This window comes from Crateriforma spongiae (assembly GCF_012290005.1).
GTDB classification, from domain to species: Bacteria; Planctomycetota; Planctomycetia; order Pirellulales; family Pirellulaceae; genus Crateriforma; species Crateriforma spongiae.
Genome location: NZ_JAAXMS010000006.1, coordinates 411,807 through 438,419 on the forward strand (window position 1 = coordinate 411,807; position 26,613 = coordinate 438,419).

The following is a 26,613-nucleotide window of genomic DNA, read 5'->3' on the forward strand; positions in this document are numbered from 1 at the left end:
GAGCGGGGCCCGCCGGAGCGCCGAGCGGCTTTGGTGAAGGAACACGCTATGTCACGGCGAACTCCCTGTCGGCACAGGGAGCGGCCGTTCGCAGTCAAGCGTCTCGCTACGGGGCGTATTCAGTGGCGACTTTCCGGGGGCACCCCGACGCCTGGGTGCCGATCAACGTCGTCACCTCCTCGCTCTACACGCACCCCGGCTATCGAAATCTCGCCGTCGGTCTGGGACTGAGTCAACAACCGATCGCATACGACTACGGAGGCAATGTCGTCGTTCAGCAAGATACTGTTTATGCCAATGGCAACGTATCTGGGACGACGCAGGAGTATGCGGCACAAGCGGCTCGGATTGCCGAAACTGGACAGAGTGCTGAACCAAACGGGGATACAAAGTGGTTGCCGCTTGGCGTCTTTGCGCTGGTCGAAGCAAACGATTCGACGTCAGATAACATCTTTGAAATTGCTGTTAGCCAAAAGGGAATCATCCGCGGTAATTACCACAATCGACGCACCGACGAGATCGAGCCTCTTTCCGGAGCAGTCGACAAAGAAACCCAGCGGGCAGCTTGGACGATTGGTGGCGATCAAACGCCGATCTACGAAAGCGGCATCGCCAACCTCACCAAAGACGAAACGCCACTGCTGGTGCATCTCGGCGAAGGGCAAACACGGCAAGTCGCACTCGTGAGGTTGCAACAACCCGACCAGTAGCATTCAAGCCCGGTAGTATCCAGATTCATTGCAATCGGAAATCCATCGTTACCATGTGCATTACTTCCCCGGCCCCAAGTATGACTTCATCGGAGAAGGCATCTTTTTCCACGCGATTGAAAGCGAGTGGTGAGCGACCCGCGACGGTATCGAAAATTTTAATGCTTTTCTCGCTTGGTTTGGCGATTCTGGGATGCCCGCTCGATCGATGCTCAGCGCAGATTGCTCTTGACCCAGCTGAGATTCGCAATTTGTCGGAGCAGGCGTTTATCTATGGCTACCCGATCGTGGCCGGTTATGGGGTGATGCACCAATACGCCATTGATCGATCGGCCGCTGAATACAAGGCGCCCTTCAACACGCTTTACAACACGGCTCGAGTCTACACACCTGCCGACACGGCCGTGGTGACCCCCAACAGCGACACGCCGTACTCGTTTGTCTGGGCGGATTTGCGTGCCGAGCCACTCGTGTTTCACGTACCCCAAATCGAAGACGGTCGGTATTACTCGGTCCAACTTGTGGATCTTTACACGTTCAATTTCGGATATGTCGGGACGCGCACCACGGGGAATCAAGCCGGCACCTACATGATCGCCGGGCCAGGATGGAAAGGCCAGAAGCCTGATGGAGTTGATCAGCTATACCGTTGTGAGACGGATTTTTGCTTTGCGATTTTCCGCACGCAATTGTTCGGTCCCGAAGACCTGGAAAATGTCAAACAAGTCCAGTCCGGTTATCACGTGGAAACGCTGTCCGCGTTTCTGGGTCAGCAAGCACCACCGGCAGCTCCCGAAATCGAGTGGCCGAAGTACGACCAAGCGACGGCGACGACCAATCCGTTCCGCTATCTCAATTTCATGCTGCAGTTTTGCCCGAAGACGGAAGCCACAGAAAACGAGAAAGTCCTGCGGGAGCAATTTGCAAAGATTGGAGTTGAAGCAGGTGCGCCATATTCCCTCGATCCGTTGTCGGAAGAAGAACGAACGGCCATCAAGCAGGGGCAGGAGGCGGCGCTGGCGAAGATCAAACAGCAGGTCGAAAACGTAGGCAGGTCGCGTTCCGGCTGGCGACTGGGCTCGGCGGCCGGCGATCGTCATTTTTTTGATGGCGACTGGTTACTGAGGGCAGCCGGGGCCATGGCCGGGATTTATGGTAACTCGCAATCAGAAGCGTTCTATCCATTTCTTGTCCAGGACAGCAAAGGCAACAAACCCAACGGTCGCCTGCACGACTACACGATGACTTTCCCAGCTGGTGGATTACCTCCGGTCAACGCCTTTTGGTCCGTAACGATGTATGATGCAAGGACGCAGTATCTGGTTGAAAATCCGATCGATCGCTACCTCGTCAATTCGCCCATGCTGGACCAGATGCGGAAAAATGATGATGGTTCCCTTACGATTTATATTCAGAGAGATTCGCCAGGCAAAGAATATGCGTCCAACTGGTTGCCGGCGCCGGATGGACCGATTTTTCTCGTGATGCGTCTGTACTGGCCGAAGCACGAGTCTCTGGATGGGACATGGAATCCGCCTCCGCTCGTGCCGGTGAGCGATAATCCAAAGGCTGCAATTCAGCACCATCGGCGATTGCGTTTCGGCGATAAGTCTCTCGAGAACATCGTTCGCACGGACGAAAGATACGGCCACGACGATTTGTTCCAGGGGCCCAGAGGATGGGCTTATTGGAATAGTCTCCAAAATCCGCGACCGATTCAAAATCCGAATCTTTGGCCGGATACACAATCGACCTATTTCATCGGACGGTTTGAGCTACCGGGCGGCAGTCGTCTGACGATTCCGATAAGTTTCCCCCGCGCGCGGTATTTTCAGTTCGCCCTGTACAAGAGCCAAAACAACACGTTTGTGTCGATTGGTGAATCTCTCACGGGCGCGGACATTGTGCCTGACCACGGTTCGATCAATCCGTTTCGGGTGGGAGCGAACCGGAGAGCCAGCAATCGAAAATGCACGTTAAGAATTGTCGCCGAGGACGCACCCGGCGCGCAGACGGAACGCGAAGCCAACACCATGTATGTCGGCGAAGACGGCGGGCTATTTCAAAGCGTGATCCGCATCTACTTGCCTGATCAAGGCTGGGACGGAGCGGGCTGGGCACCGTCGAGCTCTTCCCATTGTAGCAATGCTTTTGAATATCGAGGGGCATTGGCGGACGGAACCTCATTGACGAAAACGGACATTGTTGATCGGTTTGCGCGGCCCATCGCGGGGGCGACGGAAGCACCGATCGCTGCAGAACAATGGATCTCGTTGGTTAACGACAGCACAAACGATCCGGCGCTCGATCCGGAGACCGCTCCGGCACGCGCGGAACCGAAATGGGAAAAGTATTGGGGAATTCCTTATTCGATCCTAGGAGCGTTTAAGTCGCCCCAGGCTCGTGCCAAGATTCCTTTCGGGGGCGCAATCGACGGCGGTGGAGACCCGAGCACTCAGTACTTCCTGACGCTACTGAACAGAAAATTTGGGCCGGTCTACGTCATGCAAGGAAAGATGCCGAGTTTCCCCGACACCTACGCCGGAGCGGACGGGAAGGGACGCATCCTCATGCCCGAGGCACAAACCCAGTATTGGTCTCTGGTTAGCTGCGAAGCTGCTCCGTCGGGACAAATCGTTGATGGTCTTGCTGACATGCAGGTCCCGCTCGACGAAAACCGCAATTACACGATCGTCTATAGCCGACTGGAAGACCGCCCCAAGAACGCCACGCCTGAAAATGGCGTCGCCTGGATCGAATGGAGTCCTCGTGGTGAAGGATTGGATCATCCGCACAATCGCGAAGACTTCGGCATGTTGATGCTTCGAATCATGAAGACCAACCCGCAATGGAGTCAGCGGCCGGACCTTGTCACGAAACCTGGCATGGAAGAACAGGTCATGGGCGAGTATCTACCCCGTGGATACTACACGGATCGATCGACATTCGAAACGAGTGGACCCAAGATCAAGTAGAGCCATCACCCGCGAGAGAATTTAAGAAATGTCGTTCAAACCAATCTACGTTTACTCATTGTTCTCGATGATTCTGCTCATCTGGATGGGAAACCCGTTGTCGGCGCAACGGAGTGCCGGGCAACAGGATCAAATCTCAGATCTTTCAGCGGCGAATGGTCCGTTCCCGGGCGACCTCAGTCTCTATCAGCACGAACTCGAGATTTCGAAAAATACAACCTCGCCTGGATACTATCCATCCTTGAACGCCGCCGAGATATCGGGCGCTCAACGCAGCGGCTTCTTTCCGGGGGCATCGTTTACCGGTTCCTTTGAAGGCCCCAACCAAGTCTTTGCGTGGCGGAGCGCGGACAAGTATCAAGGCCTAACCTACATCTGCAATCGCGAGCCCGGTGAACTGTATCTTGTCGGCGGTGACTATCCGCCACCAACCGGTTTGATGCCGGCTGGTCCCTATCTTGCCAAAGCCGATGCCACGACCGGCAAAGAGATCTGGAGGACGTACGTTGATAACGCCAATGTCTCTGGGCGTTGGATTGGTAACGGCAATCTGAACATTATGGAAGACGGAAACATACGCTTCTCGTGGTCGAATCAGATCGTGTTGATCGATGGCGACAGTGGCCGGATCCTCAAGCACAACACACTGCCCTCCGGTAAAGCACCGGCGGGAGATGTCAATTACAAGCACCTCACGATTGCTCCCGACCGCACCTTGCTTTTGAAGTGCCAAACTCGACCGACGGGCGAAAAGTCGCAAGGGACAATGGCGATCTTCAAGGGCTTGGCGAAAGGGCTCAAGCAGCCGAATTCACATCTTGTTGCCGTCCATCCGGACACGCTGGACGTTCTCGACGAGACACCGCTTCCCGAACCGGCCTCAGCGCCTCATATCGTCACGATGCATGATGGCAAGATCGCGACGTACATCCCGGTCGACAGTGGCATCCTTCGATATTTCTGGAATCCCGAAAAGCAGCAACTCTCTAAAGACGATGGCTGGCTGATGACCGCCCAGCAAGAAGGCCAATCAGCATCAACCGCAGCGACGCTGATCGGAGACTGGGTCGCCGTCCAGACAAACGGAGCGGGCTCGTTTGATTCGGCATCGAGCATCGTCGTTGCTCACCGGAACGACGCTAACAAAAAACATACTATTTTCCCCTTTGGTGATCTGAATCAGGGGGAATGGAGTTTCGCGCCGCCGAAAGCGGGCGTTGACCCTGAGAACAACATGATCTATTCCGCGGATGCCGGCGTCGGAAAAGTCGCTGGAATTGAAGTTGATCCGGAGTCAGGTGAACTGTCTGTCGCATTTGTGGTTGACGATCGCACGACCACATTCCAGCCGACGATTGGGCCGAAAGACAAACGGGTCTTGCTGCTGACCAACATCAAAATGAATGATCCGCAGCAACCTATGATGCAGGCCATGTTCTCCGCAAACTACAAAGAACAGCTGACTTGGAGAGAAGCGTCGTCCGGTAGGATTCTTGCCGAATCCGATTTTTTTGAACCGCTGACGATCAATTCACTGACAACTCCCGGTTTTGGCGGCCGAGTCTATTTCCCCACGATCAACGACTACATCATGTTTCAGGTGCTTCCAGTTTCTCGTTGACCAGATCGACCGTTCCATCCCCATTCGACGACGCGGTGGGCAAGCGAATGTCCTCTTCGCAGGAGGCGATGTCGTCGGGTCAGAACTTTGCTTTGAGTCTTGTAACGGCACAGGCTTTGAAAGTGTTGCTTTGGAATTCGATTTTTGGAATTGAAGTGGTAATCCGACGCGTGAGCGAGGCAAATTGAATCGCCCCCGTCAATCCCTCTGACGCATCGGGTTATCAATGAGATCTGGCGATTGTTTTCGAACGCTTATGCCCTATCAGTTAGCATAAGTTCTGCGTCCTCGGTCGCGATGATCGATACTGAGTCTTCGCTGAATGCTCGCTGCTTATAACTCGGTGCAATGTTGCTGGCGCGGGGCCCGAAGGCTTTTCCGGGCGCGGCGCGGTCTTCGTTCATCACTCGCAAGCGGCGAAAACCCCGATGCTGTGAGGCGCGGTCACCGCCGAACGAAAACGTGTGATTGGTGTGCAGGCACCCATGGTCGGGATAGCCACGGTTTTCTGCTTTGCGAACGGAACAACACTGGTCATCTCTCGATGGTTTGTGGCTCAAAACCAAACTCGACACAGTGTCGGAAGCAGCGATTAAAATTCGGCTTCAAGAGTCACCACGTGTCACGCGGATGATTGATGCCGCGTTTCTTTGAAAAAGTCTTCCTCCATGATTCGTTGTTCACGTTTGCCGTTATTGTTCTGTTCCGTCTGGATGGCAGTCGCCTTAGGGTTTGCGCAGGCCAAAGCACAGGAGGCGGCCAGGCCGGCCGATCCGGCAGCGGCGACTTACCAGTATGAAGCCAAGCCAAACGACGTCGCGTTCGAAAAGCTGAATCCGCGGTTGGCACCGCCGCCACCGGCAAAGCTGTTGCTGGAAAAGGGCGATTTGTTGGCGATCGCGGGGGATTCCATCACCGAGCAACGCATGTATTCGCGTCTGATCGAGACCTATTTGATCGCCTGCATGCCTGAAATGGAAATCGAAGTCCGGCAGTACGGCTGGAGCGGTGAAAAGACCGACGGTTTTTTGCGTCGGATGGACAACGATTGTCTGCGATTTCAACCCGACGTCGTCACACTTAGTTATGGCATGAACGATGCAAGGTATCGGCCATACGACGTGACCAACGGGCGATGGTACGCGGACCACTATCGGCAAATCGTTCGCAAGTGTCAGGCGGCGGGTGCGGAGGTTGTCGTCGGATCACCGGGGTGCAGCGGCAAGATCGCGACATGGGTCAAGAGTCGATCAGGCACTCTGGATGAACACAACCAGCATTTGTGTGCGCTTCGGGACATTGCCATTGATGTCGCCGAACAACAGCACGTCGCGTTTGCCGATGTCTTTTGGCCGATGTATCAAGCCAAAGTGTTTGCGCCGGGACGCTACCCCGGGCAAGGTTGGCGACCTTATGAAATGTGTGGCCGCGACGGCATCCACCCGGATTGGGCGGGACATGCGATCATGGCTTACGCCTATTTGCGTGCTTTGGGTATCGACGGCGATTTGGGACGCATTCACGTCGACATGTCGGCGGACACGGCAACGGCTGAGGGCGGTCATGAAGTCGTGTCGATGAAACAGGGCGAAGTGTCTTTGATCAGCCACCGTTATCCGTTCTGCGCCGACGGCCCGGTCGATCGCGACGATTCGGTGCGATCGGGGATGACGTTCGTTCCCTTTGACGATGACTTGAATCGATTGATGTTGACGGTGTCGGGATTGTCGGGGATCGCGACGGTCACGTGGGGGAATCAGTCGCACACCTATTCACCTGCTCAGTTGACCGCCGGTGTGAACCTGGCCGCCGAATTCACCGACAACCCGTTTGTCGACGCGTTTGAAGATGTCAGCCAAGCGGTGGCCGAGAAGCAGGCCTTTGAAACTCACCAGATCAAGAAGGTGTTTCACGGCCAATCGGGTCAGAAGAATATGGAGAAAGCCGTTCGTGAAACGGAACAGCAACGTGCACCGTTGGCTCAGGCCGTTCGTCAGGCGGTCCGGCCCGTCCGACACGTGATTCGAATTCACACGAAGGGTTGATCGATGCCGTAGAGTCCCACTGAAGATCACCTGTCAGGTTTTCCCTTGAGAGTGAAGCGATGGCCGACCTCACGCCACCGTCGACTTTCCAACGACATGCTTGGCGGATGTCGACTCGTCGGTGGCTATTGCAATCGATAGGCCCGCCGCTGATTCGCGAAACCTGCGACTGGGGATCGGGTTTTAAACCAGCAGGGTTTGATTGAAACAATGCTGACGCACGGCAAACGATCATCAATGGGGACGAATATGGAATCCGAAACCATCACCGCGATATGTCCGCTGGGGCATTTTGTTCACGACGATGCGACCAAAGTCGGAACTTGGGTGAACTGTCCGCAATGCGACGCCGGTTTTGAATTTAGTGATTCTCAACAACCCAACGTCATCACCCAGCCCACACACGCGCCGGCGTCGGTCACCGATTCGTGCGTGATGCGAATTTTGGAATCGGATGTTCCCCAGCAAGACCAGGAGACAAAGCAGTCACAGGCGGATGTCGCGACGGAAACATCGCATTCGGACGTTGTGTTAAGTCTGCGACCGGGTGGCGTCGCCGCAGCAGTGCGTGCAATTCGGTCCGCGTTCGCGGTGTAGGCGGCGGTTCGTTTGGGTGCGGCAACAAGTCTGCCCGAAGGCAAGATTCAAACCAATCCACGGCGGATGGCTGCCGCCGTCGCGCCGGCGCGCGTGTTGACGTGTAACTTCTGGTAGATCGCGCGAACGTGTTTGTCGACGGTGTGTCGGCTGATGCCCAACGCGACCCCGATCTCCTCCTTGGTCATGCCTTCGACTAGACGGCTGAGCACTTCCATTTCTCTGGGCGAAAGACCGCTGTCGTCGGCGGTCGGTCGCGAATGGTTCATCAGCGTGAGGACTTTTCGAGCCACTTGCGGCGTCATCGAAGCGCCGCCGGCAAGGGTTTCACGAATCGCCCGCTCGATATCTTCGTTGGACGAAGTTTTCAACAGATAGCCATCGGCGCCGGCACACACGGCACCGAAGATGCGATCGTGATCGTCAAAGACCGTCAGGATGACCAGCTTGCAATCGGGATAGATCTCTCGAATCTGGCCGATCGCTGTGATGCCATCGATACCCGGCAAGCCAATGTCCAACAAGACGACATCCGGTTGTCTGCCTTCCTTGAATCGCCGGATCGCCGATTCGGCGCTGTCAAAATCGTATTCGCATACGCAGTCGTCCAGCAGGTCGATGACGCGTGACAAGCTACGTCGGTACGCATCGTTGTCTTCGATCAACCAGACTCGGATATTCGAACCGGGCGTGGCCGCGGGTGAGATTTCGGCGTTGTGTTCAGGGTTCATAAGTGGCGGCGAAGTTTAGCTGATTTTCGTTTGCAACGTTGCGACACGTCGATCTTGTTGGACAAAGCGGATGTGGCCGCCAATTTCTCGCATACGTTTTTCGATGTTGGTCAGGCCTTCGCCCCGATGCACGGTGGCGGGATGGAACTTTCGGCCGTCGTCGGTGATAACGATCTGAAATCGTGGTGCCCGGTATTCGATCCAGATGGAAACGTGTTCGGGATGTCCGTGTTTTTGCAGGTTGTGAAGCAATTCTTTATAGCACAAGAAAACATTCCGTCGCCAAGCGACCGAGACCTCCATCGCAGGGATGTTCTCGGTCACATCGACTTGTAACTGACAGTGTCCCAGCATTCGGTTGGCGGTCTGTCGTAGACGACCCACAAATTCATCCAAATTCATCGTTGTCGGCTTGATCAGCCACAAGATGTCACGCATCGAATCGCTTGTTTCGGTGGCGATCTTGGCGATCTCGTGGATGTCTTGGCGGAGTTCGTCATCGCAATGCGGGTTCATCAAGATCGTTTGGCTGATCAATCGGATGGTTCCCAGATTGCTGCCGATGTCATCGTGCAAATCGCTGGCGATGCGATCACGAAGACGTTTGGTTTCTCGTTTCGCTCGGGCGCGTTCGCTGGTCATGCCCCAAGTCAGCGATCCGATGATCACCAAAATCGTCGCTCCGCCGCCGGCCGCCAAACGCCGCCACAGTTGCGAATAGGCATTGCCCAATTCACCACGAATCTTCTGTAACGCCTGTTCGTCGAATTGTCGGCGTTTGATTCGCACCAACCAATCATAGTCGGGAATCAGTTTCCAGCGGCTGTTGAATCCATCGACCAGTGCCGATGAACTCCAGCGTTCCGACGTTTCGGATGCCGAGACAGATTTTCCAAGTGCAACGTTCTCATTGCCCGCGAAAACTTGTAGTTCTGCTAACGCGATCACGGGAGGCGATAGTCGTGAATCACTGCCCGATACGTACACTTTGACGAAGCGTGCGGTGACCGGGTCAACGGGCATTTCCGGAATGGATTCCGACGGAGAGGCGGCGAACAGGGGTTGGTTGCGAGTGAAGAACGGACGCGTGCCAACGGGAATGATTAGCGGTCGATCCGTCCAGTGCCTAAGATCAAATCCTTCGAAACCCAGCAGCACCGTCGGGTCAGCAAAATCCGCGGTTTGACTGACTTCCACGCGGAATCGTGCCGGAAATCCCCAGCCCGGTGTGAAGGGTTCCGATTTCGGCTGTGCCGGATACAACCTCAGTTCATCGATGTCGTAGGTCTGACCCAAATCGACGACGATTTCATGGGGCAGTGTCAGGGTGTCACGGACGAGATAGCCATCGGTGCTGCTTGGCGTGGCAATCTGTGGAGCCGACAGGATTGAGAATTCGTCGACTAGAAATTCCACTGACCATCGCATGTCGGTCTCAATCGAACTGGACGTCTTCAGTGGTCGCCACTGGGCCACATTCCGATTGCCCGAAATGACGATCAGTTCGCCCAGCGACGCAAAATACTGTCCGTCCTTGTCGGCCAATTCCGAAAGAGTCACCCGAATGAATCGTCCACGTCGGCCGTGCGAAACGAACTGAATCGGGTAACGCCCCGTCGTCTCCGATGCATTTAGTTGTCGTTCAGCCAGCAATCGCGGCGACGCAAAGTCTTCGGTATCGGAGGCTTCGATTTTGACGTGTCGGGGCAGACCATATCCGGTGACCAAACGATTGTTGTTGTCGCGGATGCATGTGGGCGCCAGAACGATTCGATCCAATGCAAATTCTTTGCCCAGATCCACGATGACCCATTCGTTGGCGTCGGCAGAATCCTGGTATCGCGTGTGGAATCCGGCCCGCAAGGGATCTTGAGGTTCGTACAAAACGTCGCGGTCCACCGTGGACGACAAGTACGCTTCTTCTTGTTGCAGACGTCGGACCTCCGCCGGCAACCAGCGTCCGTCGACTCGCAACACCAGTGTCATCATCAGGGCCAGCATCCCAAGGCCGCCCACAAGCAGGATCAGTCGCCAACGCCGGCTTTCGGCGATCCATCGCGAAAAACGATCGGGCAACAAGTTCATCAATTCGGTGGCGACGTGGCGTGGGGACAGGAAGATCGCGACCAAAGGTCGCGGGCTTTGGCGGGTGGGGCGCCCCGGTCCAGTTTAACCACATCGTGGATCAGCCGAGCGGAAGCGAAACCCGACCGCCCGCCAATCGTGACGATGCAGATGACGGAACCTGGTTGCCGGATCGCCGTTGCCGCAGGACTGAATGTTGGACGACTGGCCGTTGCAAGTTGGAGGGTCCGGCGGGAAAATGTCGGGTTTGAAGATTGGAGCATAGTCAACCGCTGGTGTCTGATCCTGTCGCGACGCGATCAACATCCGCTCGCCCACCGCCCCTCCCTGACGCATCCCACCTCTTGCCGAGCCGTCTGAATGAATCAAGACCCGGAGAACGTCCCCACCGAATCCTCGACCGCTGAAAACTCGACCACCGAATCCGTAACGCCGCCACAGCGACCGAATTGGATCACCGATATGCGGACCAGCGAAGACTGGTGGGCGATCTGGTGCGGCGGCACGCTGTTGTTGATCTGCATGGCAGCGGTTTGGCTGGGCCGTCCGGTCGGACTGGAAGAAAGCATTGCGGCCGGTGAACCGATGGATGTGGTCAGCCCGCTGAAATCGTTCTTGGCCAAGCCGGGCGGTTGGTCGGTCAATCCGCTGGCCGGGTTGGCGGGCAACTGGATCGGAATCGCCGGCGCTCTTGTCACGATCGGCGTGTTGTTCGCCTTGGCGATGCAGTTGCGCGGTCGATCGGCCAAGCAGTTTTTGGTGGCTTTTCCGGCGGTGTTTGCCCTGGCGGCCCTGGCCTACGTGATGGCCGGCCAGGAAGTCTTGAAGTCTTACAACTTGGAATACGCGTTGTGGGCATTGCTGGTCGGTTTGGTGATCAGCAACACCGTCGGCACGCCGGAGTTTTTGCGGCCAGCGATTTTAACGGAGTTCTTTATCAAGACGGGCTTGGTCCTGTTGGGAGCGGAAGTCTTGATGAGCCGCTTATTGGCGTTGGGGGTGCCCGGCGTGTTCGTCGCTTGGGTGGTGACACCGGTCGTGTTGATTTCCACGTATGTGTTTGGCCAAAAGGTTTTGAAGGTTCCTTCCAAATCATTGAACATGGTGGTCTCCGCGGACATGTCCGTCTGCGGGGTTTCGGCGGCGATCGCGACGGCGGCGTCGTGCAAAGCCAAAAAGGAAGAATTGTCGCTGGCGATCGGTCTGTCGCTAAGCTTCACCGTCATCATGATGGTCGTCTTGCCGGCGATCATCAAAGCGGTCGGTATGGACCCGATTCTGGGGGGCGCTTGGCTGGGCGGGACGATCGATTCAACTGGTGCGGTGGCCGCGGCGGGCGCCGTGCTGGGCGATGATGCGTTGGAAGTCGCCGCGACGGTGAAGATGATTCAAAACATTTTGATCGGCGTCACGGCGTTTTGTGTCGCCGTGTATTGGGTGACTTACGTCGAACGCGATCCGGCGGGTCCGCGTGTCGGTGTTTCGGAAATCTGGTACCGCTTTCCCAAGTTCGTCTTGGGCTTCATCGCGATGTCGGTCTTGTTTTCGATTCTGTACGCGACACTGCCCGCCGGACCGGAGTTGGTCAATGCGATGATCAAGGGTTCGACAAAAACCTTGCGTGGCTGGTTCTTCTGCCTTGCTTTCGTTTGCATCGGGCTGGAAACGAACTTTCGTCAATTGTTGCCACAGCTGAAGGGTGGCAAACCGTTGATTCTGTACGTGTGCGGACAGTCGCTGAACTTGGTTTTGACCTTGGTCATGGCGTATCTGATGTTCAAAGTCGTCTTCCCAACGACGGCCACACCGTGATGCGATTGACGAACAACCTTCGACGATCGGCCAACCGACGACGTTTGGCGTTGGGCTTGGCGGTAACGGTGCTGGCAACGATTTGGTTGGTGGTGCTGCCTGCCGTGGCCAAACGTCCAGCCGTTCGACAACGCGTCCGCTGGCTCAAGAGCGAAGGGATCGATCCCAGCGCCATGTACTACACCGAGTTGGATAGGATGGAGTGGATCCTGGATCGACGACGGGCCGAAGAATTGGCCGGCCGGTCGACGGGATTCCCGCCTTCCACCATCCAACCCACCGGTGAATGATGAAACGACGAAGCTTTTTGCAAGCGGTCGCGGCGACCAGCGTTGCCACCGCAGCAAATCTGCGAAACGCCACGGCGGACACCGCCGGCGAAAAATCCAAACACAAAGTTGAACGCGTCGGCATCGGTGCCATCGGCATGCGATACCAGGGATCGGTAATCGCCGAGAAGGCAAGGCTGTACGGAGACGTCGTTCGCATCGCCGACGTGGATCGGCATGTCCGCGAACAGGCCCGCGCCAGTTTCGGCAGCACGCCCAAGATCAGCGAAGATTATCAGGAACTGTTGGCCGACAAGAACGTCGACGTGGTGTTGATCGGCGCACCGGACCACTGGCATGCCAAGATGCTGATCGATGCCGTGCGAGCGGGCAAAGACGTCTATTGCGAAAAACCGCTAACGTTGACCATCGACGAAGGCAAAGTCATTCGCGACGTGGCCGCGTCCCATGATCGTGTGATCCAAGTCGGAACTTGGCAGCGAAACGATTCGCGGTTTCGCTTGGCTGCCGAGATGGTGCGTGCCGGACGGATCGGAAAATTACGTCGCGTGACCTGCACCACAGACAAGAACCCCAGTGGCGGGCCGTTTCAACCGGTTCCCGTTCCCAGTCACTTGAATTGGGATCTTTGGCTGGGCCAGGCACCGCGCGTGCCTTATCTTGCCGAGCGGTGTCACTACACGTTTCGCTGGTGGTACGAATACGCCGGTGGAAAAATGACCGACTGGGGAGCCCACCATGTCGACATCGCCCAATGGGCGATCGGATCGCTGCCGACGCAGATCGAGACGCGTGCCAAGCTTCCCGGCATCGCCGACGGTTACAACGTCGCCACCGATTTCGAAGCCGATATCCAGTACCAAAACGGAGTGCAGTTGTTGGTCCGCGACACCGGTCGACGCGGTATTTTGTTCGAAGGTGACCAAGGACGTCTGTTCGTCAATCGCAGCGTGTTGGACGGGGCTCCGGTGCAGCGACTGGAAACCGAACCGCTGCCCCGCGAAACGTACACGCTGTATGAAGACGATAATCTCCAGCGTCCACCGCGTGCCGGAAAATTGGACGCGATTATCAACCACATGGGCAACTTCTTTGACTGTGTCCATTCCCGCCGGACGCCGATCTCGGACGTGGAGAGTCAACACCGCAGCGCCACGACTTGCCACTTGGCCAATTTGTCGATGCGACTGGGGCGTTCGTTGACTTGGGATCCGGTCGCAGAAAACTTTGGTGACGATTCAGCGGCCAACGACATGATGCGGCGTCCGCAACGCAGCGGATTCGAAGTCGTCTGAATCGCGAATCGTTTTATCGACCGCTTAAATTTCTGATTCACCTCCCTCGCATTGAAACCCGGACCACGCCATGTCGGAACGTCCCAAAGTCTTGATCATCATTGGTGATGCCAGCGAAACGCTGGACACGATGTATCCGTTTTACCGTTTGATCGAAGCGGGGATGCAGCCCGTGGTCGCCGCGCCGGAAAAACGTCGTTACCAGATGGTGATGCATGAAGTGAAACCCGGTTGGACGATCACCAAGGAATGGGAAGGCTACACGATTGAGGCGGACATCACGTTTGCCGAAATCGATCCCGATCAGTATGCCGGCATCATGTTTTCCGGCGGGCGTGCACCGGAATACATCCGTTACGACCGGGACCTGGTTCGCGTGACGAAGGCATTTTTCGCGGCGGAAAAACCGATCGCCAGTGTCTGTCACGGTGTTGAAATCCCTGCGTACGCGGATTGTGTACGCGGGCGGCGGATGGCGACCGTTCCCAAATGCCAGTTCGATCTGGAAGTGTGTGGCGGAATTTTCGTCGACGAACCCTGTGTCGTCGATGGAAATTTGGTCAGCGGACGGACCTTCCACGACAACGGACATTACCTGGGCCCGTGGATCGACATGTTGGTCAAGGCCACAAGTGGGGCGGGAACTGTCGCGTCATCTTGATTGCGTCGTCGCCGATGGTTCGTCGATTCGATCGTTTCGCTATCGCAGGGCGTTACCGGCGGGGCGTGTGGGGGACGACGACGTTTCGTTACATCTGACTTGGTTGATCGTTTTGTGTTTCTTCCGGAGGTTGACATGACTGTGGTTAAGTATGGCGTTGGCGTCGCTTTGTTGGTCGTCTCGTTTATCAGTTTGGGTGCCAGTCGCGTGATGGCTCAGCGTGGTGCAGGCGGCAGCGGCGACCGAATTCCCGGCGACGTTCAACTGGAAAAAGGCCCCGTTGCGTTGGACGACTTTGAACGCAACGCGTTAACGGTTCTTGATGACATCGGTCGAAATCAGCGTTTCCGAAATGTGCCCCAGCACGACGGCCGTTTGTTGCGGATCATGGCCCAGTCGATCAATGCGCAGCACGTGGTGGAACTGGGGACTTCCACCGGAATTTCCGGCATTTGGATCGGCTTGGGGCTACGGCAGACCGGCGGCAAGCTAACGACGTACGAGATTGACGCCGATCGTGCTCGCACCGCGCGTGAAAACTTTCAACGGGCGGGGCTTTCCGACGTGATCACCTTGGTCGAAGGCGATGCACACGTCGAATTGAAAAAGCTGTCGGGGACCGTCGACATGATCTTTCTGGATGCCGACAAGGAAGGCTACATCGATTACCTAAACACGTTGATGCCGATGTTGCGTCCGGGAGGTTTGATTTTGGCGCACAACATCAATCCGCGTATGGCACACCCGCCGTTTATGGAAGCGATCACGACCAACCCGAAATTGGAAACGGTGGTTCGCGGCGGCATGTCGATATCGCTGAAGAAGCAATAGCGAACACCGTTTCGGCGCAACGATTGCACGACTTGTCGAAACGGATGATGCCCCTTCATCCGTCTCGACTTTTTTCGTGACTTACCCCCACAAAGCAGGAGTGCAATCATGCGTCATCCGTTCATCGAAGATCAGTGGAAACAACTGTGTGATCGCGTCAATCAATCGGCCGAACATTTAGCCGGTGACCAAGACGACGTTGCCAGTGCGTGGGCGCAACAGGTGGATCAGTTCGCCCAGCAAGACCCACCGGGATCGTATCCCGACCTGCTGCGACGCGTCGCTCAGGCGGCCGATTTGGTTTCGACTTGGCGCGACGATCAGACACTCGTTGCCGGAACACAGGAATCTGCCACGGATCGCCCTGCGACGTCTGATCCCGTCGAATCGGAAGACTGGGTGACCGAAGCGGGAATGGAATCGTTCCCGGCAAGCGATCCACCATCCTGGACTTCGGCGGCGGTCTAGTCGGCCAGCGCTCCAAACCCCAGGGCCCAAGCGATCGGCAAGGTGCCGCGAAAATCTGTGACAAAGTCGTCCAAAGGGCCGAACATGGATGCGTGACAATCTGTCTCAGTTGCCAGTTATCACACGCTTCCCTTCAACGCCCCCGTGGCACCCACTGAAATGACCACCATCGACTTGATACGCAGGTTGCATCAGCATCGTACTTGGACCAATCAACAACTGTTGGCCTCGGTCGGCCAAGTCGCCGAAGTACGATTGCACACCTCGCTGTCGATCGGTCAGGGAAGCATTTGGAAAACCCTGGTCCACTTGATGGCCGCGGAATACGTTTGGTTGGAAGCATTGCAGGGGAACGAAGACCCGGTGATGCCAGGGGACGTTCGCGGACGCTTGCCAGGAAACCAGCAAGGCGACGGAGCGATCGAAAACTTGGCCGAACTCAGGCGTCGTTGGAACGATCTGGACCGACGCTGGACGGACTATTTGGCCGGGCTGACCGGCGATGACCTGCAGCGTCCCGTGATCAAGGTCAGCACCAGTTCGGGCAATGGGACGCGTCACGCATGTCCTCGCGCCGACGTTTTGATGCACGTCTGTACGCACGCCCAGTACACCTCCGCACAACTGGTCAACATGCTGCGTCAGTTGGGTGTGGACACGTTGCCGGACGTGATGTTGATCACACTGGCACGACAGGAGCACGACTGTCAGGTCCACGCGACCGAACCGGCCTTTGGCGGCACCGCCATGCCAGCCGTTGCGGTTGCCGGAAGCGTCGCGGGATAGACCCGGTAGCATTGTCGGATAGACCCGGAATGCGTGTCTCCGAACACGTGGGCATCCGCGGCCCGTGTTGCATCATCGGTTCCGATAGAATGGGCGACCGTTTCAGTTCTGTTCCACAAGGGACAGCGTTCGGTCGCCCATTGATCGGGATGCGATTCCAAAATGCTCGGGTACATTCATCGGTCGATGCTTGCCGCGTCGGTCTGTCTTTTCTTCGGCACGGTTTTGGCGTTCGCGGACACGGCGATGCAGCGTCCCAATGTCGTTTTGATCCTGGCCGATGACTTGGGGTATTCGGATCTGGGATGTTATGGCGGCGAGATCCAAACGCCGCGCCTGGATCAGCTTGCCAAGAACGGTTTGCGGTTTGCCCGTTTCTACAATTCACATAAGTGCGAACCCACGCGTGCATCGCTTGTCAGTGGCCAGTATTGGCACGATTGTGGGTTGGGCATCCAAACCGGGCTAACCATGGGACAGGCCATGCGGGGGCAAGGGTATGCGACCATCGCGGTGGGCAAGTGGCACTTGAACGGCAATCCCATCGATCGAGGTTTCGATCACTACTTTGGGCATCTGAGCGGTGCCAGCAATTACTTCAAAGGCCATCCGTCGCATCGGTTGTATGACCAGCCGTTTCAGCCCAAGGATGATCGCTTTTATACGACCGATGCCAATGCGGACTACACGATCGAGTTCATTGATAAGGTCCGCCAGGGCAATCCTGACCAGCCGTTCTTTGTCTATCTAGCGTTCAATGCACCGCACGGTCCGCTGCAGGCTTGGCCCGATGATGTCGCCCGCTATCGCGGAAAATACAAAACCGGTTGGGATCAATTGCGTCGGGATCGATACCAACGGCAATTACAAATGGGGCTGGTGCGAAGCGAGTGGGCTTTGCCGCGGCGGCCAGACACCATTCCTGCCTGGGATGAACTGTCTGCGGAAGATCAAGACTTTGAGGATCTGCGGTTCAGCACCTACGCCGCGATGGTCGACCGAATGGACCAAGCCATCGGACGGGTCGTCGATCATCTGAGCAACACCGGTGAACTGGACAACACACTGATCCTTTTCTTAAGCGACAACGGTGCCTCGCCATACGACCGTGGCCGCCGTGGGACGCCGCCCGACGGTGATTCGGCATGGGAATACGGCGTCGGTTGGGCTCATCTGAGCAACACGCCGTTTCGTCACTACAAACGGAATGTTTTTAACGGGGGCAGTTGCACGCCGTTGATCGCGCACTGGCCGGCGGGCATGACGACCGATCCGGGCAGCATCACCGATCAACCGGGACACATCATTGATCTGATGGCCACGCTGATCGACGTCAGCGGTGGTCGATGGCCGCAACAGGCGAACGGACAGCCGCTGCGTTCGTTTCCGGGTAAGTCGTTGGTGCCGATCTTTCAAGGAAAGCAACGGCGTCCACACGACGCGCTCTATTTTCACTTGTTCGATCACCGCGCAATCATCGCGGGGGATTGGAAGCTGGCTTCGGACTGGAGTCGCCCCTGGCAATTGTTCGATCTTCGCCATGATCGCACCGAGACCAATGACTTGGCGTCCAACATGCCCGGCAAAGTCGCGGAGCTTCAATCGCGATGGGATGACTGGTTTCCCGATTCGATGAATTCGAAACTGCGTAGCGAGGGTGACGAACCGGTGTACCGGTCGCTAGGAGAAATATCCGGCGATGACGGCAAGATTGGTGACGCAAAGGCGACCAAGCGAAAAGGCAGAAGCAAACCATCGGGCAAATCACGCGTCAGCGAAGTTGACGGCGTGCGTGCACGCATCGGAACAACGATCACGTTGAAAGATGGCGTCATGGTGATGCAGTGCCGCGGGGATGATCCGGGGCTGGCGATCGACCGAGTCGGCATCGGCCAGCGCGTCGGACCGTTCGTGTTGCGGATGTCCGTCCGCAGCAATTCCAGCGGCCAAGGTCATGTTTTTTGGACCCGCGACCAAGCCACAAAGCTTCCCAGTGGGCAACAGTTGCCCATCGATGTCGTTCACGATCAACAATGGCACGATCTCACGGTCCGGTTGGAAGCCGATCCGGGATCCGAAGCACCGGTGTTCGGTATTCGAGTCGACTTGTGCGAAGGCCCGGGGCGTGTCGAAATCAAAGACTTGCGTTTGGAAGACACCGACGGCAACGTGTTGAAACGGTGGCCGTCGCGGTGAAGCGGTGCACCCTGTCTGTCATGGTCGTCGTCTGTCGTGGTCGTCCCGCTTGTTTCGGCCCGATCGTCGACGGACTAAGATGATCGCTTGGTCGCGACCGTCACGCTTGTGCAAGCTGATGATGGCCGGCCATCCCGCCCACCACTGCTACATTCCCACCTCCCATGGCCTTATTGAAGGACCTTTCCATGATGCGACGTTTCTTGTCTGCGGCGATCGTGTCGCTGACGCTGATCTGCATGTTCGCCAACAGTGCGACGGCGGATAACGCACAGCGGCCCAACGTGTTGATGATCGCGGTCGATGATCTGAATCATTGGCTGACCTTCATGGGACGCAACCCACAGGCCCAGACACCCAATTTTGATCGGCTGGCCAAGATGGGCACCGCGTTCACACAGGCTTACTGTGCAGTGCCCGCGTGCGAACCATCACGGTGCGCTTTGATGGGGGGGCGCCGTCCGTGGGTGACCGGGTGCTATAAGAATGGCGACAAGTGGAAAACCCACCAACCGGCCGGCGATGGTTTGTCGGCTCAGTTTCTAAAGGCCGGCTACTATGTCGCCGGTGCTGGCAAGATCTATCACAGCATGGACTATCACGAGTCCGAGTGGACCGAATACATGTCCAAGACCGGGTTCACGCTGAACGGCCCGAACGTTGAAAAGATGGACGGTTACCACAATGACAAAGTGCATCCGAATCTAAAAGACGAAGATTTGATCGATTGGCACAGCACCAACTACATCATCGATCGGTTAAACCGGGATGACGACCAGCCGTTCTTTTTGGCGTTGGGTTTGTACAAGCCTCACCTGCCTTTTGTCGTCCCGCGAAAGTACTACGATGCGTTCCCGTTGGAATCGATTCAGTTGCCGCCTCACCGCGAAGACGACTTAGATGATTTGCCTCCCGCGGCCGTGAAGATGGCACGCAACGGGGATCACGAAAAGTTCTTGAAGAGTGGACGTTGGAAGGCAGCGATCCAGTCGTATCTGGCGACGTGTGCCTATACCGATATGAATCTGGGTCGCCTGTTGGATGCGTTTGAAAAAAGTCCTGAGCGTGATAACACGATCGTCGTGTTTTGGACCGATCACGGTTGGTCGTTTGGTGAAAAGGAACACTGGCGTAAGTTCGCACTTTGGGAAGAACCGACGCGAACGCCGATGATTTGGGTCGTTCCCGGAATGACCAAGCCGTCGACCCGATGCGAACGCACGGTTGACCTCATGAGCGTTTATCCGACGTTGTGTCAATTGGCCGGGATCCCCAAGCCCGGGCACGTCAGCGGGTACGACATCACGCCACTGTTGAAAGATCCGTCCGCATCCTGGGATTACCCCGCCATCACCACGCATGGGTATGAGAACCATACCGTGCGGACGCAACAGCATCGCTACATTCGCTATGCCAACGGTGATGAAGAACTGTACGACAGCGTTGCCGATCCATACGAATGGAAAAACTTGGCAAACGATCCGGCGTTTACATCCGTCAAGAAGGATTTGGCCGAGTGGTTGCCCAGCGATGCGGTCAAACCGAAACGGAAGAAATGATTCAGTCGACGCCTGCGGTGATCAGTTCCGATCGAAACGCTTGCCAGAATGCCATGTCGCGTTCATAGCGGTCGGACGGAATCTGGCTGCGAAAGGCGTTTAGGTAATCGATCATGTCCTCGGTCGCCCCGCGATACGAATAGTCTTCGCTGGCCATCGGGTTGATCCAATCGGGATCGCCGGGCTGGCGAAAATGCGAAAAGGTGCCGTCCGGTTTCACCACGGCGTTGGACGTCAGCACCGGCAACTTCATGTGCAGCATATGCATCATGCGTTCGCTTTCATCCATGTCCGCGGTCGCGTTATCCCAAGCGGTCACGACATCCGGTGGCGTCTGGCTGTCGGGAAAGCGAATGCCGTATGCCTTGCCGGATTCGGTCAGACCGTCGTTGTCCAGATCGATCTGTGCGGCCGGCGGCAACAACAGGTTCAGTGCGCCTTCTTCGCTTAACGACGACACGCGAATCGGTTCGGCCAGCGCATGAATCTGACGGACCGTTTCCATCTGGTCTTCGGACAACTGGTTCAGAAAGCCGATCGGATCGACATAGCCCGCCGACTCCGACGCCTGGACCATGACGTCCGCAAAGGTCTGGCCGAGTTGCTGTCGGTTTTCGGTTTGTCGGTACCGTCCCAGCGATTCGTTGCGGTACCACTGGTCCCAGGCTTCGGCGATCCCCGGTGTCTGCCCGTCGATCGCGTCCGGCGTTTCCGCGCTGGCGTACCCGTCACGCCCGGCGGCTTCCAGCACTTGATCAAACACGTTTTGGACCAGATGGTCGTTGTTGCGTCGCCGTTGATCAAAGGTCACAAACCCGGTCGCCGATTGATCGATCTTCATCACAGCCCCGTCCATTTTTTGGTGGCATTCCCGTGGGCGTTATCGGACGCCGGATCGCGGCGGCTTGAGTCCGCTGTGTCGGGCGGCTTGTCCAGTCTGCGTGGTCTGCCCAAGTTGCTTGGTGGGATGACTGGGGCATGTTTCGTTGCTGTACGCCCGCATCGTTTGGTCGTGGGGCTGAAGAGTTTTCAGCGATTTTCGACGAATCGCGCCGCGCTTCGGTTGCGGCGGGATCCTTCCAAGCATGTGGACCCCATCTGGACGAAACGCCAAGCCTTTTGTGATCGCATCGGCGGTGGTGCTGACCGGTTGCGGGCTATCGATTCCGGGTTTCTACGATTGGACGGAATCGGACCAAAGCGACCAGTCCCATTTGCTTTGGATCATTCCGCTGGCCAGCTGGATCATTTCCAGCGTGCTTTGTTTTATCGCCGGTCGCTATTGGCCTATCGCATTTCGACTGAATGATGATTCGTCGGTTGGCATCGGCGACACGTCGGCGAGATCGAAACTTGGGCCAGGACGTTATGGATTGCGGTGGCTGTTGATGGTGCCCTTGGTTGTTGCTGCGGTGATCGTCGGATGCCAGAAGATCCCGTTGGCAACGACGGTGCTGGTTTGCCTCGGTGCCTGGTCGGCATGGGGATTCAGTGTGTGGCGACGTCGCATGGTCCGTCCCGAACTGGTGGTGTTGGTCCTGGGAATGATGTTGCCGTTTGCTTGGGTTTACACCGATGCGGATTTGATGAACGAGTTTCCACGGACTGTTTGGGCCAGTCTTGCAATGCCGGGCATATTGACCGCCATGCTGTCGGGCCAGTTCCTGGAAAGCTCCATTCATCAGGCCCAGTGGTTGCCTTTCATCACGACGGCGGTGCATCTGTTGGTCGGTGTGTCGGTGATCCGATTCCATGTTCGGCTGGGGCACTATTTCATCCTGTTCATCACGCACGTGTCGCTGATGGGATCGATCGTGCTGCAGATGTTGGTGCGAGCCTAAACCGGATGACGGGTGAGACCAAAGGTCGATGGTTTTTTGCGTCCAGCGTTTTTCGGATCCGTCGATTGCCAGTCAAGCGTTGGAATAGGGTTTGCTTTTCCAGAATGCATCGACTTTCAATTTCCAAGCCCTGGATCATCACACACCATCGCGATGGATAAACCACAAGCACATTGGCAGGATTCCTTTCACCAGTGGGCGCGTCACCTGGCATCGGACGTCGATGACGCGTTTGACGCCGGACTTCGTAAGCTTCGCAAACGGTATGGCAAACCGGGAACGCCACAGCTCTATCCTTATGTGGGGCACGCGACCCGGCAATCGATTCACTTGAGCGGACGTGTGCTGCGGAACCCGCCACTGGATCCCGATTTTCGCAATGACCGCTGGTGGGACAACATGCTGGACGCCGTGCGTCGGTTTGCATCCGATGAAGTCCCCGGCGTGATCGTTCGTGCCAGTGTCGGTGATCAAGATGCTCGGGCGACCAGTGACCGGGAAGGCTATTTCCATCTGGAAGTTCCCCGCGTTGGCGAATCCGCCGGGCCGATTCCGTATTGGTCATCCGCGGTGTTGCGAATCGAAGGTTCAGGAAACTCGGATGTCGTTTCACCCGTTGTTTGTCCCTTCCTCGCGGTGCCACCATCGGCACGTTTTGCGGTGGTCAGCGACGTCGACGATACGATTTTGCACACCGGTGCGACCAGCCTGATGACCATGGCCAAGTTGACGTTCTTCGGTAATGCGCGAACACGAGCGCCATTAGACGGCGTTGCCGAGTTTTACCAGCGGTTGCAAGCCGACGGTGAACTTGACGGACGTGAATCTGGTGACGACGGTTTGGACAACGATCCAGTCAACCCAATCTTTTACGTGTCCAGTTCGCCTTGGAACTTACACGACTTGTTATCGGACTTCTTGGAGTTGAATTCCATTCCCGCCGGTCCGCTGTTGTTGCGCGATCTGGGAATCGATCGCGACAAGTTCATTAAGTCAGGTCATGACCAAAAAAAGGTCAAAGCGTTGCGGCTGATGCACGACTATCCCGATTTGCCTTTCATCCTGATTGGTGACTCTGGACAGGAAGACGCCAGACTGTATGCCGAGATCGCCGCAGAGCACCCGAAACGAATCGCCGCCATCTTGATTCGTGACGTGGATCCCGAAACGATCAGTCATCACGATCAGAAAATGGACGCGTATGTTCGGCAGTGTGATGAACTGGGCGTGCCGATGTATTTGATCAAAGACAGCATCGACGCCGCGCGGCGTTTGATTGATCAAGGTTTGATGTCGAAGCAGTCTCTGTCTCGAATCGAAGTGGCGACGGCCCGTGACAGGCAACGCTCATCGATGCCGTTTCAGCCCTGATCGCATTGCATCAATTCGTGGGAATCAGACGGTTGCCGCGATTCCTTGGACGGCGGGCGAAGTGCCACACAATTGTTGAATGGCTCCGCGTACCGCCGTGATACCCGCCGGTTGAAATAACACCGAGTTGTGCGTTGCATTGATCGTTTTCAGCTCATGCAAATCACTCGGCGGGGCCTTCATCAGCCATTCCCATCGCGTCCATAAAACGATTCGCTGGACGTTGGGCGGATAAGCCGATCGCACCGCGCGGCGGTCCGACATGATTCGGATTTCTTCGCTGAATCGGCCCAGCAGTGGTCGCACCCGTCGTGCCATCGGAACGGCATCGATGACCGGTGCGATGGACACAGCTTTGACAACCTTAGGCGAATCGGAATGGTCACCACGTGACAGAGCCGCACGTGCCACCCAGTCGCCAAAGGAATGAGTGACCAAGACCCAGCGATCGACTGGTCCGGCGTCGATTCGATTTCGTAGTTGCCCGACAGTTTTTGACAGGTTCGAAAACACGCGTGGATAGTCGAACAGCACGGTGGTCGCGAATCTGTCACGTAGTGCCCGATGCAGCGGCCGCATCATCCAAGCGGGTGACATGAATCCGGGGATCAGTATCAGACCGGTCGCGGGAAATTCGGTTTTGGTCATGTTTTTGGGGCGGTCAACACGATTTGATTTCGTAACCGGTCTTCGATTTCGTCATGGCCTGAATGTTTTAGCGCTAAACCATTCGACTGCGGATGGTGCACATGTGATACCAAAAAAAAACGGGCCCGCCGGTCAGGTTGCCGGTGGGCCCGTTGTCGGATCGATCAAACAAACGGTTCGATCAAGTTCGTTCGCCTGGATTAGCGTTGAAAGATGCGCGTCGGTTCTTCGGCGCGGATCCGACTGTCCAATTCATTGCTGACCAATTCGGCTTGCATTTGAATCGGGCCGTTGCCGTCGCCCTTGGCGGTCACGGTGTAGGTGACTTCATCGCCGGGCTTCAGCGTTTCGATCGGTTGAAAGACGACGTGATTGCCTTCGGACTTCACTTCCGTCGGCCCATCGGCTTGGACGAAGGAGAGTTGCTCAGGCAATCGGGCCGACAGCTTCACGTTTTGGTCCGCCGCATCGCCCTCGTTCCAAACGCGAATCGTGTAAACCACTTCATCGCCCTTTTTGACCGGATCTTCGTCGTCCACAACGGTCAATTGCAGTGCTGCCAGACGCACGATCTTGGTTTGCGCGGTGGAAGTCGACGAGGCACGCGAGGTGGCGTTGTTCTGGTCTTCGGCCGCGTCAACGGTACAAACATTTGTGGCGACGACTTTGGTCATCACGTTGTCCAGTTCGCCGGGACGAATGGCATAGTCGAACGTGGCGGATTGGCCGGGTTCCAATCGGTCAATCGTCAGCGTGCGATCGGCCATCTGGGCGTTTTGATCGCTGTTGTTCGACGATTCGTTGTTGTTCGAATCGTTGTCGGATGATCCGTTTTGGTTGGACTTCGATTGGTTGCCGTTGGCGTTCTTCTTCTCGGCACGACTCATTTGCGGATCGCTCAGATCAACCAGATTGGCGTCTTGCGGCCACATCACTTTCACACGGACGTCTTCGGCCGTCGCATCACCACGGTTGGTGATCGTCGCGGTGAATTGAGCCAGTTCGTCGCCATACAAACGATTGGGGCCATCGACATTGGCGGCCAATTCGGCGGCGACAACTTTGGTCGTCGTCTTTTGACTGCGCGACTTCAAATCGCTGTCGTCGGCTTTGGCGGTCGCACGGCTGCTGAATTCGCCCGTTTTCGACGCATAAACACGAGCGACAAAGCGGCGTGTGTCGCCGGCTTTCAGGCCATCGACGTCAAACTTTAGCTGGTTTTCGCCATCAATCGTTGCCAAGCCTTTGCCTAGCGAATCGGTGATGGTGATCGGGCCGACGTCGCCGGTTCCGCCGTTTTTCAAGGCGTATTCCAGTTCGATCATGTTGCATCGATTGGCGGTCTTGGGGGCGACTTTGGTCAACTCCAGTTGCGGTTTGACGGCACGGGCGGTCACACACATCGCCGGTTTGTAGTCGACAATTTCCAAACAGCTGCGTAATTCGCCCTGTTTGTCCGCGGTCGCCTGGATGTCGAAGGTCTTGGTTTCGCCGGGCTTCAGCGTCGCGATCGACAGTGTGTTGTTCTGATTCGATCGTTGGTTCTTCTGTTTCTTCGACTTGTCTTGCGAAGACTGGTTGCCGGACGCTTGGTCACCAGTTGGTTGATCGTTTTTGTCGCCTTGCATGGCAACCGAATCAATGCTGACGCCTTGCATGTTTTTTTGCGCCAACTTGATGGCATGCAAGGTCACATTGTCGGAAACGTTTTCAACGTCCACGGTGTATGAAAAAGAATCACCCACGCGGACTTCTTCGGGCCACGATGTGTGCACGGCGATCAATCCGTCGCCGGTACGCATGGAGGATTCGTTGTTTTGGGCCTGGATAGCGGTCGCCGTTGCCACGACGGTTGCGAACATGGCCAGACTTCGTCCCATCGAAGTCATGAGTCACCTCGTCAGTAAATGGAAGCTAAGGAAAAAGGGAACCGAACGACATCCATGGGCGCCGTCCGACGATGCCGGCGAGGTCGAGCAAGTGGTGTTCCGGCGATGGCGGTCGTGGCCATCACAAATCAACTTTTCATCAAATCCGCTGGCGCGTTCGCAGCGGAGATGAACGCAGCGAAGATGAACGAAGCAATGTTTG

Annotated in this window: 21 protein-coding genes; 16 read left to right on the top strand and 5 right to left on the bottom strand. The window is 56.5% G+C overall.

All coding sequences use genetic code 11. From position 1 onward, the window contains the following. The first annotated feature begins 155 nt into the window (after nt 1-155). From HFP54_RS18025 to HFP54_RS18045, 5 genes are all read left to right on the top strand, one after another. Complete coding sequence (locus HFP54_RS18025) at nt 156-710, top strand: hypothetical protein (RefSeq protein WP_168566217.1); 555 nt, start codon at nt 156-158, stop codon at nt 708-710. Between the two features lie 80 nt (nt 711-790). After that, nucleotides 791-3,685 (top strand): DUF1254 domain-containing protein, encoded by a 2,895-nt coding sequence (locus tag HFP54_RS18030; protein WP_206036280.1) that lies wholly within the window; start codon nt 791-793, stop codon nt 3,683-3,685. A 28-nt stretch (nt 3,686-3,713) separates the two neighbouring features. Beyond that, nucleotides 3,714-5,306, top strand: coding sequence for a hypothetical protein (locus HFP54_RS18035; protein ID WP_168566218.1), 1,593 nt, complete (start codon nt 3,714-3,716; stop codon nt 5,304-5,306). Nucleotides 5,307-6,019: 713 nt separating this feature from the next. Beyond that, on the top strand, nt 6,020-7,351 hold the full coding sequence (locus HFP54_RS18040; protein ID WP_168566219.1) for an SGNH/GDSL hydrolase family protein: 1,332 nt from the start codon (nt 6,020-6,022) through the stop codon (nt 7,349-7,351). Between the two features lie 249 nt (nt 7,352-7,600). Continuing rightward, the gene (locus tag HFP54_RS18045; protein WP_206036281.1) at nt 7,601-7,948 is read left to right on the top strand and encodes a hypothetical protein; all 348 of its coding nucleotides are present in this window, start codon (nt 7,601-7,603) and stop codon (nt 7,946-7,948) included. A gap of 47 nt (nt 7,949-7,995) precedes the next feature. On the opposite strand, the gene HFP54_RS18050 is transcribed toward HFP54_RS18045, so the two are convergent. Both HFP54_RS18050 and HFP54_RS18055 read right to left on the bottom strand, forming a co-directional pair. Then, entirely contained in the window at nt 7,996-8,679 is a 684-nt protein-coding gene (locus HFP54_RS18050; protein WP_146414493.1) for a response regulator transcription factor, read from the bottom strand. Nucleotides 8,680-8,694: 15 nt separating this feature from the next. Beyond that, complete coding sequence (locus HFP54_RS18055) at nt 8,695-10,764, bottom strand: histidine kinase (RefSeq protein ID WP_168566220.1); 2,070 nt, start codon at nt 10,762-10,764, stop codon at nt 8,695-8,697. 360 nt (nt 10,765-11,124) lie between these two features. On the opposite strand from HFP54_RS18055, the gene HFP54_RS18060 reads away from it, so the two are divergent. From HFP54_RS18060 to HFP54_RS18100, 9 genes are all read left to right on the top strand, one after another. After that, complete coding sequence (locus HFP54_RS18060) at nt 11,125-12,576, top strand: YeiH family protein (protein ID WP_235951992.1); 1,452 nt, start codon at nt 11,125-11,127, stop codon at nt 12,574-12,576. Next, entirely contained in the window at nt 12,576-12,866 is a 291-nt protein-coding gene (locus HFP54_RS18065) for a hypothetical protein (protein WP_168566221.1), read from the top strand. Before HFP54_RS18060 ends, HFP54_RS18065 begins: the two co-directional genes overlap by 1 nt. Then, a complete protein-coding gene (locus HFP54_RS18070) occupies nt 12,866-14,161 on the top strand; it encodes a Gfo/Idh/MocA family protein (RefSeq protein WP_235951993.1) in 1,296 nt (431 codons plus the stop codon). The genes HFP54_RS18065 and HFP54_RS18070 overlap by 1 nt, the downstream gene beginning before the upstream one ends. Before the next feature lie 70 nt (nt 14,162-14,231). Next, nucleotides 14,232-14,822, top strand: a complete 591-nt coding sequence (locus HFP54_RS18075) for a DJ-1/PfpI family protein (RefSeq protein WP_168566223.1) — start codon at nt 14,232-14,234, stop codon at nt 14,820-14,822. Nucleotides 14,823-14,957: 135 nt separating this feature from the next. After that, nucleotides 14,958-15,653 (top strand): O-methyltransferase, encoded by a 696-nt coding sequence (locus tag HFP54_RS18080; protein WP_168566224.1) that lies wholly within the window; start codon nt 14,958-14,960, stop codon nt 15,651-15,653. 108 nt (nt 15,654-15,761) lie between these two features. Further along, nucleotides 15,762-16,121: a hypothetical protein gene (locus tag HFP54_RS18085; protein ID WP_168566225.1), complete on the top strand. Its 360-nt coding sequence runs from the start codon at nt 15,762-15,764 to the stop codon at nt 16,119-16,121. 159 nt (nt 16,122-16,280) lie between these two features. After that, complete coding sequence (locus tag HFP54_RS18090; protein ID WP_168566226.1) at nt 16,281-16,907, top strand: DinB family protein; 627 nt, start codon at nt 16,281-16,283, stop codon at nt 16,905-16,907. Between the two features lie 162 nt (nt 16,908-17,069). Next, on the top strand, nt 17,070-19,103 hold the full coding sequence (locus tag HFP54_RS18095; protein WP_168566227.1) for an arylsulfatase: 2,034 nt from the start codon (nt 17,070-17,072) through the stop codon (nt 19,101-19,103). A gap of 239 nt (nt 19,104-19,342) precedes the next feature. Further along, a complete protein-coding gene (locus HFP54_RS18100; RefSeq protein WP_390657754.1) occupies nt 19,343-20,662 on the top strand; it encodes a sulfatase in 1,320 nt (439 codons plus the stop codon). A gap of 1 nt (nt 20,663) precedes the next feature. Here the strand turns inward: HFP54_RS18100 and HFP54_RS18105 are convergent, their stop codons facing one another. After that, nucleotides 20,664-21,503, bottom strand: a complete 840-nt coding sequence (locus HFP54_RS18105) for a hypothetical protein (RefSeq protein WP_168566228.1) — start codon at nt 21,501-21,503, stop codon at nt 20,664-20,666. A gap of 244 nt (nt 21,504-21,747) precedes the next feature. Here HFP54_RS18105 and HFP54_RS18110 point away from each other — a divergent pair, with 244 nt between their 5' ends. Together HFP54_RS18110 and HFP54_RS18115 are read left to right on the top strand one after the other, a co-directional pair. Further along, entirely contained in the window at nt 21,748-22,503 is a 756-nt protein-coding gene (locus tag HFP54_RS18110) for a hypothetical protein (RefSeq protein ID WP_168566229.1), read from the top strand. Nucleotides 22,504-22,656: 153 nt separating this feature from the next. Then, nucleotides 22,657-23,874, top strand: a complete 1,218-nt coding sequence (locus tag HFP54_RS18115; protein WP_168566230.1) for an App1 family protein phosphatidate phosphatase — start codon at nt 22,657-22,659, stop codon at nt 23,872-23,874. Nucleotides 23,875-23,898: 24 nt separating this feature from the next. Here the strand turns inward: HFP54_RS18115 and HFP54_RS18120 are convergent, their stop codons facing one another. Both HFP54_RS18120 and HFP54_RS18125 read right to left on the bottom strand, forming a co-directional pair. Continuing rightward, nucleotides 23,899-24,522, bottom strand: a complete 624-nt coding sequence (locus HFP54_RS18120; protein ID WP_168566231.1) for an esterase/lipase family protein — start codon at nt 24,520-24,522, stop codon at nt 23,899-23,901. A 200-nt stretch (nt 24,523-24,722) separates the two neighbouring features. Further along, entirely contained in the window at nt 24,723-26,411 is a 1,689-nt protein-coding gene (locus tag HFP54_RS18125) for a COG1361 family protein (RefSeq protein WP_235951995.1), read from the bottom strand. Between the last annotated feature and the right edge of the window lie 202 nt (nt 26,412-26,613).

Coding starts and splice junctions, on each gene's coding strand:
- HFP54_RS18030 (WP_206036280.1), top strand. CDS start 791: ATGACTTCATCGGAGAAGGCATCTTTTTCCACGCGATTGAAAGCGAGT.
- HFP54_RS18035 (WP_168566218.1), top strand. CDS start 3,714: ATGTCGTTCAAACCAATCTACGTTTACTCATTGTTCTCGATGATTCTG.
- HFP54_RS18040 (WP_168566219.1), top strand. CDS start 6,020: ATGGCAGTCGCCTTAGGGTTTGCGCAGGCCAAAGCACAGGAGGCGGCC.
- HFP54_RS18045 (WP_206036281.1), top strand. CDS start 7,601: ATGGAATCCGAAACCATCACCGCGATATGTCCGCTGGGGCATTTTGTT.
- HFP54_RS18050 (WP_146414493.1), bottom strand. CDS start 8,679: ATGAACCCTGAACACAACGCCGAAATCTCACCCGCGGCCACGCCCGGT.
- HFP54_RS18055 (WP_168566220.1), bottom strand. CDS start 10,764: ATGAACTTGTTGCCCGATCGTTTTTCGCGATGGATCGCCGAAAGCCGG.
- HFP54_RS18060 (WP_235951992.1), top strand. CDS start 11,125: ATGAATCAAGACCCGGAGAACGTCCCCACCGAATCCTCGACCGCTGAA.
- HFP54_RS18065 (WP_168566221.1), top strand. CDS start 12,576: ATGCGATTGACGAACAACCTTCGACGATCGGCCAACCGACGACGTTTG.
- HFP54_RS18070 (WP_235951993.1), top strand. CDS start 12,866: ATGAAACGACGAAGCTTTTTGCAAGCGGTCGCGGCGACCAGCGTTGCC.
- HFP54_RS18075 (WP_168566223.1), top strand. CDS start 14,232: ATGTCGGAACGTCCCAAAGTCTTGATCATCATTGGTGATGCCAGCGAA.
- HFP54_RS18080 (WP_168566224.1), top strand. CDS start 14,958: ATGACTGTGGTTAAGTATGGCGTTGGCGTCGCTTTGTTGGTCGTCTCG.
- HFP54_RS18085 (WP_168566225.1), top strand. CDS start 15,762: ATGCGTCATCCGTTCATCGAAGATCAGTGGAAACAACTGTGTGATCGC.
- HFP54_RS18090 (WP_168566226.1), top strand. CDS start 16,281: ATGACCACCATCGACTTGATACGCAGGTTGCATCAGCATCGTACTTGG.
- HFP54_RS18095 (WP_168566227.1), top strand. CDS start 17,070: ATGCTCGGGTACATTCATCGGTCGATGCTTGCCGCGTCGGTCTGTCTT.
- HFP54_RS18100 (WP_390657754.1), top strand. CDS start 19,343: ATGTTCGCCAACAGTGCGACGGCGGATAACGCACAGCGGCCCAACGTG.
- HFP54_RS18105 (WP_168566228.1), bottom strand. CDS start 21,503: ATGAAGATCGATCAATCGGCGACCGGGTTTGTGACCTTTGATCAACGG.
- HFP54_RS18110 (WP_168566229.1), top strand. CDS start 21,748: ATGTGGACCCCATCTGGACGAAACGCCAAGCCTTTTGTGATCGCATCG.
- HFP54_RS18115 (WP_168566230.1), top strand. CDS start 22,657: ATGGATAAACCACAAGCACATTGGCAGGATTCCTTTCACCAGTGGGCG.
- HFP54_RS18120 (WP_168566231.1), bottom strand. CDS start 24,522: ATGACCAAAACCGAATTTCCCGCGACCGGTCTGATACTGATCCCCGGA.
- HFP54_RS18125 (WP_235951995.1), bottom strand. CDS start 26,411: ATGACTTCGATGGGACGAAGTCTGGCCATGTTCGCAACCGTCGTGGCA.